The sequence below is a fragment of the Mariniphaga anaerophila genome, from assembly GCF_900129025.1.
Lineage (GTDB): Bacteria > Bacteroidota > Bacteroidia > Bacteroidales > Prolixibacteraceae > Mariniphaga > Mariniphaga anaerophila.
This window is the reverse complement of record NZ_FQUM01000001.1, coordinates 411210-424749: the sequence shown is the minus strand read 5'-3', so window position 1 is coordinate 424749 and position 13540 is coordinate 411210. Positions and strand designations below refer to the sequence as shown.

Sequence of the window (13540 nt, the reverse complement as noted above, 5' to 3'; positions counted from 1 at the left end):
ATGAGTCGTTCATTAAAAAAAGGGCCTTTTATCGATTTTAAACTTGAAAGAAAAATTCTTGCTATGAATGATGGCGGGAAAAAATCGGTAGTAAAAACCTGGGCCAGAGCTTCAGTTATTTCTCCTGACTTTGTTGGCCATACCATCGCCGTTCATAACGGAAATAAGTTTATCCCGGTATACGTTACCGAGAATATGGTGGGTCATCGTTTAGGTGAATTTGCACCTACTCGTACCTTCAGGGGTCATGCTGGTAACAAAAGGTAGGCATAATGTCAGTAAATTTTAAAAAGAGAAAAGAATGGGTGCCAGAAAAAGATTAGCAGCAGATAAAAGAAAAGAAGAAAAAAAACAACAATATTATGCTGTTTTAAGAAACTGCCCTACTTCACCAAGAAAGATGAGGCTTGTAGCCGATTCTATCCGCGGCATGGAGGTGAATAAAGCGTTAGATGTTTTGAAATACTCCTCAAAAGAGGCATCGCGCAGGGTAGAAAAACTCCTCCTTTCGGCTATTGCCAACTGGCAAGCTAAAAACGAAGGAGTTCGTTTAGAGGAAAGTGACTTATTCGTAAAAACAGTAATGGTTGATTCAGGTCGTATTTTGAAAAGGCTACGTCCGGCTCCCCAGGGTCGTGCACACCGGATCAGAAAACGTTCGAACCACGTTACTCTTTACGTAGACAGGAAAGAAAGTGTTGTTGAAGAAAATCTTAATCAGTAGTACATGGGACAAAAAGTAAATCCAATTTCAAATCGTTTGGGCTTCATCAAAGGATGGGACTCAAATTGGTTCGGTGGTGACGATTACGGCGACAAACTGACCGAAGATCACAAAATTCGAACATATTTGAATGCCCGTTTGGCAAAAGCAAGCATTTCAAGAATCGTTATTGAACGTACCTTGAAGCTTATCACCATAACGGTGCATACTTCTCGCCCAGGTATTATTATTGGTAAAGGCGGACAGGAAGTTGATAAACTGAAAGAAGAGCTGAAAAAAATTACCAATAAAGAAGTTCAGATCAACATTTTCGAGATCAAACGTCCTGAACTCGATGCCAAAATTGTTGCCAACAACATTGCAAGGCAAATCGAAGGTAAGGTTGCTTACCGCAGGGCTGTGAAGATGGCTATCGCTTCTACCATGAGGATGGGAGCCGAAGGTATTAAAGTATTGGTTTCAGGCAGGCTGAATGGCGCTGAAATGGCACGTTCAGAAATGTACAAAGACGGTCGTACTCCGTTACATACCCTGAGAGCTGATATCGACTATGCTTTAGGCGAAGCGCTTACTAAAACCGGACTTGTTGGTGTAAAAGTCTGGATTTGTAAAGGAATGGTTTACGGTAACCGGGACCTTTCTCCAAATGTAGGGCAAAAACAAGCCCGTCATCACGGAGGTAAAGGTGTTGGTGGCGGTAGCCGCAACAGAAGAAGAAAATAGTGGTATAACACTTATAATGTATTAAGGATGTTACAGCCAAAAAAGGTAAAATTCAGAAGAGTACAAAAGGGCCGCATGAAAGGTAATTCCCAACGCGGGAATCAACTGGCATTCGGTTCATTTGGAATAAAATCGTTGGAAGAAGCGTGGATCACCGGTCGCCAGATTGAGGCAGCAAGGGTTGCGGTTACACGTCATATGCAACGTCAGGGACAAATTTGGATTCGAATTTTCCCAGATAAGCCCATTACTAAAAAACCTGCCGAAGTGCGTATGGGTAAAGGTAAAGGGGCACCTGAAGCATTTGTTGCTCCGGTTACTCCAGGACGAGTTATTCTTGAAGCCGACGGAGTACCGTTTAGCTTGGCAAAAGAAGCGCTGCGCCTTGCAGCTCAGAAATTGCCAATTAAAACAAAGTTTGTGGTAAGGCGTGATTTTGTTGAAGAATAAAAAGGTGAATAAATATGAAAACGTCTGAAATTAAAGAATTGACGACTAAAGAAATCGTCGAGAAAATACAGGTGGAAAAAGAAAGTTTAGTTCGCCTTCGTTTAAACCATGCAGTTTCTCCGTTGGATAACCCGATGAAAATCCAAGAATCCAAAAAGAATATTGCACGGCTCAAAACTGTTCTTCGTCAAAGGGAATTAAGTGATAACCAGAATTAATTCAGCGATGGAAGAAAATAAAGTGAGAAATCTCAGGAAAGAGCGCGTTGGGGTTGTTGTTTCCAATAAAATGGACAAAACCATTGTGGTTGCTGAAAAACGTAAAGTAAAGCACCCTATATATGGCAAGTTCGTTAATAAAACAACGAAATTTAGTGCCCACGACGAGAAAAATGACTGCAACATTGGCGACTTGGTCAGAATAATGGAAACACGTCCGTTGAGCAAAAGCAAATGTTGGAGATTAGTTGAAATAATTGAAAGAGCGAAGTAATCATGATACAACAAGAAACTAGATGTTCGGTTGCCGATAATAGTGGAGCTAAAGAAGTTTTGTGTATCCGCGTTTTAGGTGGAACACGCAAACGTTATGCTTCTATTGGCGATATGGTTGTGGTGTCAGTGAAAAGTGCAATTCCGGGCAGCGATGTCAAAAAAGGAATTGTTTCTAAAGCTATTGTTGTTCGTACCAGAAAAGAGGTTCGTCGTCCAGACGGATCTTACATTCGGTTCGACGATAACGCCGTTGTGTTGCTAAACAACACCGGTGAAATGCGCGGAACCCGTATTTTCGGCCCTGTGGCTCGCGAATTAAGGGACAAGAACATGAAGATTATTTCGCTAGCACCAGAAGTACTGTAAATAGAAAAATGCTCGAAAATGCAGAAAAAGTTACACATAAAAAAAGGTGACACTGTGGTAGTGATTACAGGCAACTACAGAGGCCAGAAAGGTCGCGTACTTGAGGTAATCCGGAAAAACGACAGGGCAATTGTGGAAGGCGTAAACCTGATTAAAAAACATACAAAACCCAATGCGCAAAATCCGCAGGGGGGAATTATTGAACAGGAAGCGCCCATTCATATTTCTAATCTGATGCTGGTTGATCCGAAATCCGGAGAACGCACCCGCATCGGAAGAAAAATGGATGAAAGTAAAGGTAAATTGATTCGTTATTCGAAAAAATCTGGAGAGGAGATTAAGTAATGGCATACGTACCAACTCTTAAAAAGAAATATAAGGAAGAAGTAGTACCTGCTTTGAAAAAAGAGTTTAACTACTCTTCAGTAATGCAAGTTCCTAAATTGGAAAAAATAGTGTTGAACCAGGGAGTGGGAGCAGCAATAGCCGACAAAAAAATCATTGAAGTTGCAACAACTGAAATGACAATGATTGCCGGACAAAAAGCTGTTCAGACCCTTTCCAAAAAAGACATCTCCAATTTTAAACTGAGAAGGAAAATGCCGATTGGCGTGCGCGTTACTTTGCGCCGCGAACGCATGTATGAATTTCTCGATCGTCTTATTGCGGCAGCATTGCCACGTATCCGTGATTTCCGCGGAATCGAAAGCAAAATGGACGGAAGCGGAAACTACACGTTAGGCGTACCAGAACAGATTGTATTCCCCGAAATTGTACTTGATAAAGTAAGTAAAATCAACGGGATGAATATAACCTTTGTTACCTCGGCAGAAACAGATGAAGAAGGTTTTGCCTTGTTGAAACACTTAGGTTTACCATTTAAAAATGTTAAAAAGAATTAAGCTATGGCCAAAGAATCAATGATAGCCCGCGAAATTAAAAGGGCAAAACTGGTTGAAAAATACGCTGAGAAAAGGGCCAGGCTGAAAGCCGAAGGTGACTGGGAAGGTTTGCAGAAATTGCCAAAAAACTCTTCTAAAGTTCGTATGCACAACCGTTGCAAACTTACCGGAAGACCAAAAGGGTACATGCGCCAGTTTGGTATCAGTAGGATTAATTTCCGCGAAATGGCTTCGTCTGGTTTAATCCCAGGAGTTAAAAAGGCTAGTTGGTAATTGTTAAAGACTTGAATAATGAGTAAAGTATCAGATCCAATAGCAGATTATTTGACAAGAGTACGCAACGCGATTCTTGCAAAACACCGGGTGGTTGATATTCCTGCTTCAAATATGAAAAAAGAAATGACCAAAATTCTTATGAATAAAGGTTACATTTTGAATTATAAATTTGAAGAAGAAGAAGGATTTCAGGGCAACATTAAAATTGCACTGAAATACAATCCCGAAACAAAACTATCTGCAATTAAAGGTTTAAAAAGAATCAGTAAACCAGGGTTACGCCAGTATTGTAATGGAGACAGTATTCCTCGCGTACTTAATGGTTTGGGAATTGCTATTATTTCTACCTCGAAAGGAGTGATTACCGACAAAGAAGCCCGCGAGCAAAATGTTGGTGGAGAAGTTTTATGTTACGTGTATTAAAAAAAGGAACAGGTCATGTCAAGAATAGGTAGATTACCCATTGAAATACCATCAGGAGTTGAAATCAAAATTTCCGAAGACCACGTTGTTTCGGTAAAAGGACCTCTTGGTGAGTTAAAGCAACAGATAACACCTGAAATTGAGGTTGAAGTAAAAGATAACCATATCAATTTTAGCAGATCGGCTGAAACCAAAAAGCTAAAATCGTTACACGGTCTTTATCGTTCGTTGGTTAACAACATGGTAGAAGGTGTATCGAAAGGGTTCGAAATTAAATTAGAACTCGTAGGTGTTGGTTTCCGTGCCGAAGTGTTACCGAATAATGTCCTCGACCTTGTTTTAGGATATTCGCACCATACATATCTTCAACTTCCACCCGAAGTTAAAGTGGAAGCTTTATCTGATAAACGCAGCAACCCTATTGTTACTTTAAAAAGTTCCGACAAGCAATTGATCGGTCAGGTAGCTGCAAAAATCAGATCATTCCGTAAACCTGAGCCATACAAAGGCAAGGGTATTAAGTTTGTGGGCGAAGTATTAAGGCGTAAAGCCGGTAAAGCCGCCGCTAAATAATTTTTGAAAAATTAGGTATTATGGCATTAACAAAAACAGAAAGGCGAATAAGGATAAAAAGCCGGGTACGAAAAATCGTAACCGGTTCAGCCGAACGTCCGCGTTTGAGCGTATTTAGGAGCAACAAGCAAATTTATGCTCAATTAATTGACGACATCAATGCAGCCACTCTTGTTTCTGCTTCTTCTACAGAAAAAGAAGTAGTTGGCGAAGGTGGTAACAAAACTGAAAAAGCTGCTTTAGTTGGTAAACTCATCGCTAAAAAAGCTTTGGCTGCCGGCATTGAAAATGTTGTTTTCGACAGAAATGGTTATTTATACCATGGTAGAGTTAAACAATTAGCTGACGCGGCCCGTGAGGGTGGCCTTAAATTCTGAAATAATTATGGCGACATTAAGTAAAAAAGTTAAAACAAGCGACCTCGATTTAAAAGACAGGTTGGTAGCCATTAATCGTGTTACTAAAGTAACCAAAGGTGGACGTACCTTCAGCTTTTCAGCGATTGTTGTTGTTGGAAACGAAGACGGCATTGTTGGCTGGGGACTTGGTAAAGCCAGTGAGGTTACAACAGCTATTGCCAAAGGCGTAGAAGCAGCTAAAAAGAACCTGATGAAAATTCCGGTTCTTCACGGAACCATTCCTCACGCACAGGCTGCCAGGTACGGTGGTGCAGATGTACTGATTAAACCTGCTACTCCGGGTACCGGGGTTGTTGCAGGAGGTGCTATGCGTGCTGTGCTCGAAAGCGTTGGTATTACAGACATATTGGCAAAATCCAAAGGCTCATCCAACCCACACAACTTGGTTAAAGCTACAATGGAAGCTCTGCTGGAATTGAGAGATGCCCATGCAGTAGCTAAACAAAGAGGTGTTTCATTGGAAAAAGTTTTTAAAGGATAACACAGTTATGGCTAAAATAAAAATTACACAGGTAAAAAGTAGCATTGGCTCAACCAAAAGGCAGAAAGCTACGCTGGAAGCCCTTGGTTTACGTAAAATGAACCAAACTGTAGAGCATGAAGCTACCCCACAAGTGGTTGGAATGGCCAATAAAGTGGGACATTTAATTAGTGTTGAAGAAGTATAACAATATTTCAAACAGATGAAATTATGGATTTAAGTAAATTAAAGCCTGCATCAGGTTCTACACAAAAAACCAAACGCATAGGGCGTGGACAAGGCTCAGGTCACGGTGGTACATCCACTCGCGGACACAAAGGCCAGAAATCAAGGTCCGGGTATTCCAAAAAAATTGGTTTTGAAGGTGGACAGATGCCATTACAGAGGGTAGTTCCAAAGTCGGGTTTTAAAAATTTCAACCGTGTAGAATACAAAGGTGTTAACCTTGATGTTTTACAACAAGTGGCTGAAAAAAGAGACCTTACTTTAATTGACGTAGAGACTCTGGTTAGCGCAGGAATTGCTTCAAAAAATGATAAAATCAAAATTTTGGGCGGTGGTTCATTGAGCGCTAAGCTTGATGTAAAAGCGCACGCTTTTTCTAAAAGCGCCAAAGAAGCTATCGAAAAACTCGAAGGAACAACCGAAATACTTTAAACTGTAATGAAACGATTTATAGAAACCCTAAAGAATATTTACAAGATTGAAGATTTGAGAATCCGAATCGGAACTACCTTGTTTTTTATTTTAATTTACAGGTTAGGATCGTTCGTTTCTCTTCCCGGCGTAGACCCGGCTCAATTACAAAACCTGAAGAATCAAACATCAGATGGTTTGCTGGGGCTGATTGATATGTTTTCGGGAGGAGCATTTTCTCAGGCTTCTATCTTCGCTTTAGGAATTATGCCGTACATTTCCGCTTCAATTGTAATCCAATTACTTGGTATTGCAGTGCCCTATTTCCAGAGGTTGCAGAAAGAGGGGGAGTCGGGAAGAAGGAAAATAAACCAGATTACACGGTACCTAACCGTAATTATTCTGGTTTTCCAGTCTCCGGCATATTTGACTAACCTGCATTATCAATTACCCGATTCGGCGTTTGCGTTAAAAGGCGCCATGTTTACCGTGTCGTCGGTTATCATTTTAACAGCCGGGTCAATGTTTGTAATGTGGTTGGGAGAACGTATTACCGATAAAGGAATCGGTAATGGTATTTCCCTAATCATTATGATTGGTATTATTGCACGACTGCCTCAGTCGGTTGTTCAGGAATTCGCTTCCAGAATTAGCCAGCAGGGCGGAGGTCTTGTAATGTTTCTTATCGAGTTTGTTATTCTTTTCCTTGTGTTTATGGCATCCATTCTGTTGGTTCAGGGAACACGCAGAATACCGGTGCAATACGCAAAACGGATTGTGGGTAACAAACAATACGGTGGAGTACGTCAGTACATCCCGCTTAAAGTTAACGCTGCAGGTGTAATGCCCATCATTTTTGCTCAGGCAATTATGATGGTGCCTATTACAATTGTTGGTGTGGCAAACTCTGAAAACCTTAGTGGTGTTGCGGCTGCTTTATCTAACATCACAGGTTTCTGGTACAATTTTGTGCAGTTTTTCCTGGTAGTAGCATTTACCTATTTTTATACTGCTATTACCATTAATCCTACACAAATGGCAGAAGACATGAAGAAAAACGGTGGCTTTATCCCCGGTGTAAAACCAGGGAAAAAAACAGTGGAATTCCTCGATACAATTATGTCGCGGATTACACTCCCTGGATCTATTTTCCTGGGATTAATTACCATTCTTCCAGCATTTGCCATGCTGATGGGGATCAACCAGTCGTTCGCCTATTTTTATGGCGGAACCTCGTTGCTTATCCTTGTAGGGGTTGTGCTTGACACACTGCAGCAAATTGAAAGTCATCTTCTGATGCGCCATTACGACGGGCTGACTAAATCGGGCCGGATTAAAGGACGTGCAGGTGGTGGTATTTAACGTATTAAGTAGTCTTTTAAAAATCAATGTTAAGGAGACAACAGTTGTAATTATGCTATGTGAAAAGCTTCTGTTATCTTTGCAAGAATAACTGAAGACGAAACAGGCTACAACTATATTTATTTAAACATTAAAAAAACAGGTTATTTTTTATGGCAAAACAGCCTTCGATAGAACAAGATGGAACTATAGTAGAAGCATTGTCGAATGCAATGTTTCGTGTTGAACTGGAAAACGGGCATGTTATTACAGCTCATATTTCAGGGAAAATGCGAATGCACTACATAAAAATATTACCGGGAGATAAAGTGAAAGTAGAAATGTCTCCTTACGATTTAACAAAAGGCAGAATTACGTTTAGGTATAAAAATTAAATCATTTTATAATGAAAACCCGAGTTTCAGTAAAAAAACGCAGCGCCGAATGTAAAATCGTTCGCAGAAAAGGGCGTTTATATGTGATTAATAAAAAGAACCCGAAGTTTAAACAACGTCAGGGGTAATCTTAATTAGAAAAATTATTTATATGGCACGTATTGTAGGTGTTGATATTCCTAATAATAAGAGAGGTGAGATTGCCCTCACCTATATTTACGGCGTTGGCCGCAGCAGGGCAAATTACATCCTTAAAGAAGCTGGAGTAGACCCGGACGTTAAAGTACAAGACTGGAATGACGATCAGTTCGGAGCAATCCGTAACGTTATCAACAGCGAGTTCAAAGTAGAAGGGGAACTTCGTTCTGAGGTACAAATGAACATAAAACGATTGATGGACATCGGTTGCTACCGTGGAATTCGTCATCGTATTGGATTGCCGGTTCGCGGGCAAAGTACTAAAAACAACGCCCGTACTCGTAAAGGAAAGCGTAAAACTGTTGCAAACAAAAAAATGGCCACTAAATAAGGTATTTGAGTTATGGCAAAAAAAACAGGATCAAGCAAGAAAAGAGTGGTTGTTGTGGAAGCCAACGGAACGGCTCATGTACACTCTTCTTTCAATAATATTATTGTTACGCTGACCAATATGAATGGCGAAGTAATTTCATGGTCGTCAGCAGGGAAAAAAGGTTTTCGCGGTTCAAAAAAGAACACTCCCTATGCTGCTCAGGTAGCATCAGAAGAGTGTGCAAAAACCGCTTACGACCTTGGTTTACGCAAAGTAAAAGTGTATGTAAAAGGCCCGGGCAACGGTCGCGAGTCGGCTATAAGGGCGCTTGCTTCAGTTGGGTTGCAGGTAACTGAGATAGTTGATGTTACCCCGCTGCCTCACAATGGTTGCAGGCCACCTAAAAGACGACGTGTTTAATTTTAAAAGAAAAGGTAATGGCTAGATATAGAGGTCCAAAATCTAAAATTGCCCGTAAATTCGGTGAACCCATTTTTGGTCCCGATAAAGTTTTCGAACACAAAAATTACCCTCCAGGAATGCACGGAATGTCTGCGCGCCGGAGGAAAGTGTCAGAATACGGGCTTCAGTTAAAGGAAAAACAAAAAGCTAAATATACTTACGGCGTTTTGGAAAAACAATTCCGGAACATGTTTGAAAAAGCAAACTCATCAAAAGGTATTACTGGTGAAGTATTGCTTCAACTCCTCGAATCGAGGTTAGATAACGTGGTTTTCCGCCTGGGTATTGCTAAAACACGGGATGCTGCCCGTCAGTTTGTTACACACAAACATATTGTAGTGAACGGAAAAGTAGTGAATATTCCATCGTATCACGTAAAACCCGGAGACCAGGTTGGTGTTAGGGAAAAATCGAAAGCAATGGAAGAAATCACAGACTCATTGCATTCACGCCGGAGCACTCGCTACGAATGGCTGGAATGGGACGGAACCCAGATGGTTGGGAAGTTCCTGAACGTGCCCGAACGTGAAGAAATACCTGAAAACATCAAAGAACAACTTATCGTAGAGTTGTATTCAAAATAAAATTTTACTAAGGTTATTATGGCAATATTAGCATTCCAAAAGCCCGATAAGGTGATAATGATTGAGTCCGATGATAAATTCGGGAAATTCGAATTTCGTCCGTTGGAACCAGGTTACGGCATTACAATTGGTAATGCCCTACGCCGAATCCTGTTATCATCGCTTGAGGGGTATGCAATCACCAGCGTGAAAATTGAAGGAGTTGACCATGAATTTTCTACGATTAAAGGAGTTATTGAAGATGTTACAGATATAGTCCTTAATCTCAAACAAATTCGGTTTAAAAATGAAGTAGAGGACTTCGATGGTGAGAAAGTAACAGTTTCCGTTTCTGGTCAGGAAGAATTTACAGCCGGCGACATTAATAAGTTTATGACTGGTTTCAGGGTTTTAAATCCTGAACTGGTTATTTGCAGAATGGAACCCGATGTAAGGCTTCAAGTAGAACTGACCATAAACAAAGGTCGCGGTTATGTTCCTGCTGCCGAAAACAAACCTGTTGAATCTGAAATAGGTTTAATCCCGATTGACTCAATTTACACGCCGATTAAAAAGGTTAAGTATGCGGTTGAAAACTTCAGGGTAGAACAGAAAACCGACTACGAAAAGTTGGTTGTCGAAATTACAACAGATGGCTCTGTCCTTCCTAAAGACGCATTAAAAGAAGCAGCAAAAATTCTGATTTATCATTTCATGCTATTTTCTGATGAAAAGATCACCATCGATTCAGACGAGAAATTTGCAAATGAAGAATTTGATGAAGAAGTGTTGCACATGCGTCAATTACTGAAAACTAAGCTCGTTGATCTTGACCTTTCAGTCAGAGCATTGAACTGCCTGAAGGCAGCCGATGTAGACACGCTTGGTGATTTGGTTACATACAACCGCAACGATTTGCTTAAATTCAGGAATTTCGGTAAAAAATCATTGACTGAACTGGATGACCTTCTCGACAACATGGGATTGAGTTTTGGGATGGATATTAGTAAGTATAAACTTGACAAGGAGTAAAAGGCAATGAGACATAATAAAAAATTCAATCATTTAGGCCGCACAAGTTCGCATCGTAAAGCTTTGCTGGCAAATATGGCCAGTTCGCTTATCGAAAGCAAACGCATAACCACAACAGTGGCGAAAGCAAAAGCATTGCGTACCTACGTAGAGCCTCTTATTACCAAGGCAAAAGATGATACTACGCACTCGCGCAGGGTAGTTTTTAGCCATCTTCAAAATAAAGATGCTGTTTCTGAATTGTTTCGCGATGTAGCTGCAAAAGTAGCCGATCGTCCGGGAGGATATACTCGTATCCTGCGTACCGGAACTCGTTTGGGAGACAACGCAGATATGTGTATTATTGAGTTAGTGGATTACAACGAAGCTATGTTGAGCACAGGCGAAGAGGCTGCAAAACCAAAACGTCGTCGTTCTCGTCGTAGCGGAGCAAGTAAAAACACAGAAACTCCGGTTGCTGAAGCAGGCAAAAAGGAACAACCCAAAGTTGAAGCTGAACCAAAAGCAGAAGCTCAGGCTCCTGAAGTTAAAGAGGAACCGGCAGCAGATACTGAAGAAGGTAAGAAAGAAGAATAGAAAGTATTATTCTATACATAAAGAAACCGGCTTGATTCAAGTCGGTTTTTTTGTGCCTTGAATTTAGGTGGCTGGTGAATTTTTGTCAGTTTTCCCAAATGAAAAATCGAATTTTATCGGCCGTTATCTCTGCGTTTCTCCGTTATTTCCACTATTTTTAGCCAGCTTAAATCAACAAAATTTGTATTATGAATCAAAATTCTAAATCAAACAGTGGTTTTTCCAGGCGAAAATTCATTGGCACTGCTGCTGCAACAGTTGCTGCGGCATCGTTTTCTCCAACTATTTTTGCAAGTTCAGTTGGAGGAGGAGCAAAACCAAATTCGAAGTTTAAAGGTGTTCAAATAGGCGCAATTACTTACAGTTGGCGCAGCATGCCATCAACTGCGCAGGATATTTTGAATTACTGTGTAGCCGGCGGTATCAGTTCCATTGAATTGATGGGAAATGTTGTTGAAGCGTATGCCGGAATTCCGCCCATGCCAGCACGTCCGTCACGCGATGCGTCTGATGTTGAACGTGCAGAGTACCAGCGCGCAGCAGATATTTCAAAAGAACAGCAAAGGGAATGGCGCCTCTCTGCACCGATGAAAAAGTACGCAGAACTACGTAAAATGTTTAATAGAGCCGGTGTTAATATTCATATTGTAAAGTTTTCTCCGGCAAACTGGAGCAGCGAAGAGATTGATTATGCATTTGAAGCTGCTAAAATAATGGGAGCCCAGGGTATAACCAACGAAATTGGGCACGAGGCCTGTGCTCGTTTAGGAAAGTTTGCAGAGAAACATAATATGTATGCCATTTATCACAATCATGCGCAGCCTGGCGAACCCGGATTTTCGTTCGAAGAGTTTTTGGAATATTCTCCCAGAAATATGCTCAATTTCGATGTGGGTCACTATTGGGGCGCAACAGGTAAACACCCCAATGAGATTATTGAAAAACTGCACAGCCGAATATACAGCATTCATTTAAAAGATAAAACCGGGAAAAATGCCAGCCCGTCGAATACAAATATGCCCTGGGGCGAGGGTGACACACCGATTGCAGACATTCTGAGTTTGATTCAAAAGAACAAATGGCCCATTTACTGCGATATTGAATTGGAGTATCCTGTGCCGGAAAGTTCCAACGCACAGCAAGAGATAGTTAAATGCGTAGAGTATTGTAAAAATATTCTGGTGTAAATAGTATTACGAAACTGGCAGCTTGCTGCCGGTTTCGATTTTGTTTGTTCTGAACTGTGGAGATTACTGCTTTTGCCCTTAGAAATTAGTTTTACCTCTTTGCAAATAATTTGAGCAGTTCATGCACCCGGTCTTTCTTTTCTGAAAAACCTACCTCCTGAAAAGAGTATTGAAGCGACTCGAGTAGGCGTTGCAAAAACAGGCTGTCCGGCTGTGGTTCGGCAAATCTTTCCTGCGGAGAGTAATTGTTCTTTTTTAGGTGATATCCCACTTCTTTTCTGCTTGCAATAGATCCCTTGTTTGACGGATTTATATAGAAAAGTACATCGGACAGGGTGTTCTTTCCGTGAACTCTTTTGGCCAAATCGCGGTGAACTATGGCAATCAACGGGTTTTTGGGAAAGTCGACGAAATATGCAGGAAGTCCCAGTTTTCGGGCCAGAATAGTGTAAAACAGACTCAGCGAAACCGGATTTCCTCTTTTTGTGTCCAGCAATTGGTTCAGGTAGCAATTTTGCGGAGAATGAATGTTTTTGTGGTTGATTGAAAAACCATGAATATTGAACAGGAAATGATTCAAAATGGTGATTTTTTCCAGCAATGTCAGTGAATCATTTAATTCGAGCCAAACCGTATTCTTTATTTTTTCAACTTTCTGAAAGATAACCATTTGGTTAATGTCCGGATATTGGAACCTGTCTACTGCAAGGAATCCCTCCAGCAGGTCTTGTTCTTCAGTTGTTATCCACTCTTTTAACAGGGTTCTCGTCTTTTTGAACTGTAAATTCTGAATCAGATTTTCAATCCGTTCCTGGCAGGTTTCATCATAACTGTTTTCCCATTTTTTTTCCAGAGCCGGAATAATAGTGTGGTTTTCCTTTAACAGTTCTTTTTCCACAGTCTCAAAAACCAGGGTGTCGGGGTCGTCCAATAAATTGATTAAAGCCTTTATCCTGTTTTTTTTCATTCGTTTGTATTTAAATATTTACCCGGAATTTATTTTCAC

The 13540-nt window shown here is 40.8% G+C and carries 26 protein-coding genes; 25 read left to right on the top strand and 1 reads right to left on the bottom strand.

Annotated features, from left to right (window positions below; all coding sequences use genetic code 11):
* The 25 genes from rpsS (at position 1) to BUB08_RS01550 (ending at position 12534) form a co-directional block, all read left to right on the top strand.
* On the top strand, positions 1-267 hold the full coding sequence (rpsS, locus tag BUB08_RS01670; protein WP_072998320.1) for a 30S ribosomal protein S19: 267 nt from the start codon (positions 1-3) through the stop codon (positions 265-267).
* A gap of 34 nt (positions 268-301) precedes the next feature.
* The gene (gene rplV, locus BUB08_RS01665; protein WP_072998318.1) at positions 302-724 is read left to right on the top strand and encodes a 50S ribosomal protein L22; all 423 of its coding nucleotides are present in this window, start codon (positions 302-304) and stop codon (positions 722-724) included.
* 3 nt (positions 725-727) lie between these two features.
* Positions 728-1447 carry a 30S ribosomal protein S3 gene (gene rpsC / locus BUB08_RS01660; RefSeq protein WP_072998316.1) on the top strand — a complete coding sequence of 240 codons (720 nt, stop codon included), beginning with the start codon at positions 728-730 and terminating at the stop codon, positions 1445-1447.
* A 27-nt stretch (positions 1448-1474) separates the two neighbouring features.
* Positions 1475-1897, top strand: coding sequence for a 50S ribosomal protein L16 (gene rplP / locus BUB08_RS01655; protein ID WP_072998314.1), 423 nt, complete (start codon positions 1475-1477; stop codon positions 1895-1897).
* 14 nt (positions 1898-1911) lie between these two features.
* Positions 1912-2115 carry a 50S ribosomal protein L29 gene (gene rpmC, locus BUB08_RS01650; RefSeq protein WP_072998312.1) on the top strand — a complete coding sequence of 68 codons (204 nt, stop codon included), beginning with the start codon at positions 1912-1914 and terminating at the stop codon, positions 2113-2115.
* 7 nt (positions 2116-2122) lie between these two features.
* Positions 2123-2389, top strand: a complete 267-nt coding sequence (gene rpsQ, locus BUB08_RS01645) for a 30S ribosomal protein S17 (RefSeq protein WP_072998310.1) — start codon at positions 2123-2125, stop codon at positions 2387-2389.
* A 2-nt stretch (positions 2390-2391) separates the two neighbouring features.
* Complete coding sequence (gene rplN, locus BUB08_RS01640; RefSeq protein WP_072998308.1) at positions 2392-2757, top strand: 50S ribosomal protein L14; 366 nt, start codon at positions 2392-2394, stop codon at positions 2755-2757.
* A gap of 18 nt (positions 2758-2775) precedes the next feature.
* Entirely contained in the window at positions 2776-3102 is a 327-nt protein-coding gene (gene rplX / locus BUB08_RS01635) for a 50S ribosomal protein L24 (RefSeq protein WP_072998306.1), read from the top strand.
* The gene (gene rplE, locus BUB08_RS01630) at positions 3102-3659 is read left to right on the top strand and encodes a 50S ribosomal protein L5 (RefSeq protein WP_072998305.1); all 558 of its coding nucleotides are present in this window, start codon (positions 3102-3104) and stop codon (positions 3657-3659) included. The genes rplX and rplE overlap by 1 nt, the downstream gene beginning before the upstream one ends.
* 3 nt (positions 3660-3662) lie before the next feature.
* Positions 3663-3932 carry a 30S ribosomal protein S14 gene (gene rpsN, locus BUB08_RS01625; RefSeq protein WP_072998303.1) on the top strand — a complete coding sequence of 90 codons (270 nt, stop codon included), beginning with the start codon at positions 3663-3665 and terminating at the stop codon, positions 3930-3932.
* An 18-nt stretch (positions 3933-3950) separates the two neighbouring features.
* Positions 3951-4358 carry a 30S ribosomal protein S8 gene (rpsH, locus tag BUB08_RS01620; RefSeq protein WP_072998301.1) on the top strand — a complete coding sequence of 136 codons (408 nt, stop codon included), beginning with the start codon at positions 3951-3953 and terminating at the stop codon, positions 4356-4358.
* A 15-nt stretch (positions 4359-4373) separates the two neighbouring features.
* The gene (gene rplF, locus BUB08_RS01615) at positions 4374-4931 is read left to right on the top strand and encodes a 50S ribosomal protein L6 (protein ID WP_072998299.1); all 558 of its coding nucleotides are present in this window, start codon (positions 4374-4376) and stop codon (positions 4929-4931) included.
* Between the two features lie 20 nt (positions 4932-4951).
* Positions 4952-5308 carry a 50S ribosomal protein L18 gene (rplR, locus tag BUB08_RS01610; RefSeq protein WP_072998297.1) on the top strand — a complete coding sequence of 119 codons (357 nt, stop codon included), beginning with the start codon at positions 4952-4954 and terminating at the stop codon, positions 5306-5308.
* A 7-nt stretch (positions 5309-5315) separates the two neighbouring features.
* Positions 5316-5831, top strand: a complete 516-nt coding sequence (gene rpsE / locus BUB08_RS01605) for a 30S ribosomal protein S5 (protein WP_072998875.1) — start codon at positions 5316-5318, stop codon at positions 5829-5831.
* A gap of 7 nt (positions 5832-5838) precedes the next feature.
* Positions 5839-6018 (top strand): 50S ribosomal protein L30, encoded by a 180-nt coding sequence (rpmD, locus tag BUB08_RS01600; RefSeq protein ID WP_072998295.1) that lies wholly within the window; start codon positions 5839-5841, stop codon positions 6016-6018.
* Between the two features lie 23 nt (positions 6019-6041).
* Positions 6042-6488, top strand: a complete 447-nt coding sequence (gene rplO, locus BUB08_RS01595; protein WP_072998293.1) for a 50S ribosomal protein L15 — start codon at positions 6042-6044, stop codon at positions 6486-6488.
* Positions 6489-6494: 6 nt separating this feature from the next.
* The gene (gene secY / locus BUB08_RS01590) at positions 6495-7829 is read left to right on the top strand and encodes a preprotein translocase subunit SecY (protein ID WP_072998291.1); all 1335 of its coding nucleotides are present in this window, start codon (positions 6495-6497) and stop codon (positions 7827-7829) included.
* Between the two features lie 152 nt (positions 7830-7981).
* The gene (infA, locus tag BUB08_RS01585) at positions 7982-8203 is read left to right on the top strand and encodes a translation initiation factor IF-1 (protein WP_072998289.1); all 222 of its coding nucleotides are present in this window, start codon (positions 7982-7984) and stop codon (positions 8201-8203) included.
* Between the two features lie 11 nt (positions 8204-8214).
* A complete protein-coding gene (gene rpmJ, locus BUB08_RS01580) occupies positions 8215-8331 on the top strand; it encodes a 50S ribosomal protein L36 (RefSeq protein ID WP_072998287.1) in 117 nt (38 codons plus the stop codon).
* Positions 8332-8354: 23 nt separating this feature from the next.
* A complete protein-coding gene (rpsM, locus tag BUB08_RS01575) occupies positions 8355-8732 on the top strand; it encodes a 30S ribosomal protein S13 (RefSeq protein WP_072998285.1) in 378 nt (125 codons plus the stop codon).
* 12 nt (positions 8733-8744) lie between these two features.
* Positions 8745-9134 (top strand): 30S ribosomal protein S11, encoded by a 390-nt coding sequence (rpsK, locus tag BUB08_RS01570; protein WP_072998283.1) that lies wholly within the window; start codon positions 8745-8747, stop codon positions 9132-9134.
* Between the two features lie 17 nt (positions 9135-9151).
* Positions 9152-9760: a 30S ribosomal protein S4 gene (rpsD, locus tag BUB08_RS01565; RefSeq protein WP_072998282.1), complete on the top strand. Its 609-nt coding sequence runs from the start codon at positions 9152-9154 to the stop codon at positions 9758-9760.
* An 18-nt stretch (positions 9761-9778) separates the two neighbouring features.
* A complete protein-coding gene (locus BUB08_RS01560; RefSeq protein WP_072998280.1) occupies positions 9779-10771 on the top strand; it encodes a DNA-directed RNA polymerase subunit alpha in 993 nt (330 codons plus the stop codon).
* A gap of 6 nt (positions 10772-10777) precedes the next feature.
* The gene (gene rplQ, locus BUB08_RS20795; protein ID WP_072998278.1) at positions 10778-11347 is read left to right on the top strand and encodes a 50S ribosomal protein L17; all 570 of its coding nucleotides are present in this window, start codon (positions 10778-10780) and stop codon (positions 11345-11347) included.
* 188 nt (positions 11348-11535) lie between these two features.
* A complete protein-coding gene (locus tag BUB08_RS01550) occupies positions 11536-12534 on the top strand; it encodes a sugar phosphate isomerase/epimerase family protein (protein ID WP_072998276.1) in 999 nt (332 codons plus the stop codon).
* Positions 12535-12625: 91 nt separating this feature from the next.
* Here BUB08_RS01550 and BUB08_RS01545 read toward each other — a convergent pair whose 3' ends face one another.
* Positions 12626-13501, bottom strand: a complete 876-nt coding sequence (locus BUB08_RS01545) for a transglutaminase-like domain-containing protein (RefSeq protein ID WP_072998275.1) — start codon at positions 13499-13501, stop codon at positions 12626-12628.
* Between the last annotated feature and the right edge of the window lie 39 nt (positions 13502-13540).

Bases quoted from the DNA above. Each gene is read 5' to 3' on its own strand.
- rplE (WP_072998305.1), top strand. From the start codon at position 3,102: ATGGCATACGTACCAACTCTTAAAAAGAAATATAAGGAAGAAGTAGTA.
- rpsK (WP_072998283.1), top strand. From the start codon at position 8,745: ATGGCAAAAAAAACAGGATCAAGCAAGAAAAGAGTGGTTGTTGTGGAA.
- rplX (WP_072998306.1), top strand. From the start codon at position 2,776: ATGCAGAAAAAGTTACACATAAAAAAAGGTGACACTGTGGTAGTGATT.
- BUB08_RS01545 (WP_072998275.1), bottom strand. From the start codon at position 13,501: ATGAAAAAAAACAGGATAAAGGCTTTAATCAATTTATTGGACGACCCC.
- rpsC (WP_072998316.1), top strand. From the start codon at position 728: ATGGGACAAAAAGTAAATCCAATTTCAAATCGTTTGGGCTTCATCAAA.
- rpsN (WP_072998303.1), top strand. From the start codon at position 3,663: ATGGCCAAAGAATCAATGATAGCCCGCGAAATTAAAAGGGCAAAACTG.
- rpmJ (WP_072998287.1), top strand. From the start codon at position 8,215: ATGAAAACCCGAGTTTCAGTAAAAAAACGCAGCGCCGAATGTAAAATC.
- rpmC (WP_072998312.1), top strand. From the start codon at position 1,912: ATGAAAACGTCTGAAATTAAAGAATTGACGACTAAAGAAATCGTCGAG.
- BUB08_RS01550 (WP_072998276.1), top strand. From the start codon at position 11,536: ATGAATCAAAATTCTAAATCAAACAGTGGTTTTTCCAGGCGAAAATTC.
- rplF (WP_072998299.1), top strand. From the start codon at position 4,374: ATGTCAAGAATAGGTAGATTACCCATTGAAATACCATCAGGAGTTGAA.
- rpsE (WP_072998875.1), top strand. From the start codon at position 5,316: ATGGCGACATTAAGTAAAAAAGTTAAAACAAGCGACCTCGATTTAAAA.
- BUB08_RS01560 (WP_072998280.1), top strand. From the start codon at position 9,779: ATGGCAATATTAGCATTCCAAAAGCCCGATAAGGTGATAATGATTGAG.
- rplN (WP_072998308.1), top strand. From the start codon at position 2,392: ATGATACAACAAGAAACTAGATGTTCGGTTGCCGATAATAGTGGAGCT.
- infA (WP_072998289.1), top strand. From the start codon at position 7,982: ATGGCAAAACAGCCTTCGATAGAACAAGATGGAACTATAGTAGAAGCA.
- rpsH (WP_072998301.1), top strand. From the start codon at position 3,951: ATGAGTAAAGTATCAGATCCAATAGCAGATTATTTGACAAGAGTACGC.
- rpmD (WP_072998295.1), top strand. From the start codon at position 5,839: ATGGCTAAAATAAAAATTACACAGGTAAAAAGTAGCATTGGCTCAACC.
- rplP (WP_072998314.1), top strand. From the start codon at position 1,475: ATGTTACAGCCAAAAAAGGTAAAATTCAGAAGAGTACAAAAGGGCCGC.
- rplV (WP_072998318.1), top strand. From the start codon at position 302: ATGGGTGCCAGAAAAAGATTAGCAGCAGATAAAAGAAAAGAAGAAAAA.
- rpsD (WP_072998282.1), top strand. From the start codon at position 9,152: ATGGCTAGATATAGAGGTCCAAAATCTAAAATTGCCCGTAAATTCGGT.
- rpsM (WP_072998285.1), top strand. From the start codon at position 8,355: ATGGCACGTATTGTAGGTGTTGATATTCCTAATAATAAGAGAGGTGAG.
- rplR (WP_072998297.1), top strand. From the start codon at position 4,952: ATGGCATTAACAAAAACAGAAAGGCGAATAAGGATAAAAAGCCGGGTA.
- rpsQ (WP_072998310.1), top strand. From the start codon at position 2,123: ATGGAAGAAAATAAAGTGAGAAATCTCAGGAAAGAGCGCGTTGGGGTT.
- rpsS (WP_072998320.1), top strand. From the start codon at position 1: ATGAGTCGTTCATTAAAAAAAGGGCCTTTTATCGATTTTAAACTTGAA.
- secY (WP_072998291.1), top strand. From the start codon at position 6,495: ATGAAACGATTTATAGAAACCCTAAAGAATATTTACAAGATTGAAGAT.
- rplQ (WP_072998278.1), top strand. From the start codon at position 10,778: ATGAGACATAATAAAAAATTCAATCATTTAGGCCGCACAAGTTCGCAT.
- rplO (WP_072998293.1), top strand. From the start codon at position 6,042: ATGGATTTAAGTAAATTAAAGCCTGCATCAGGTTCTACACAAAAAACC.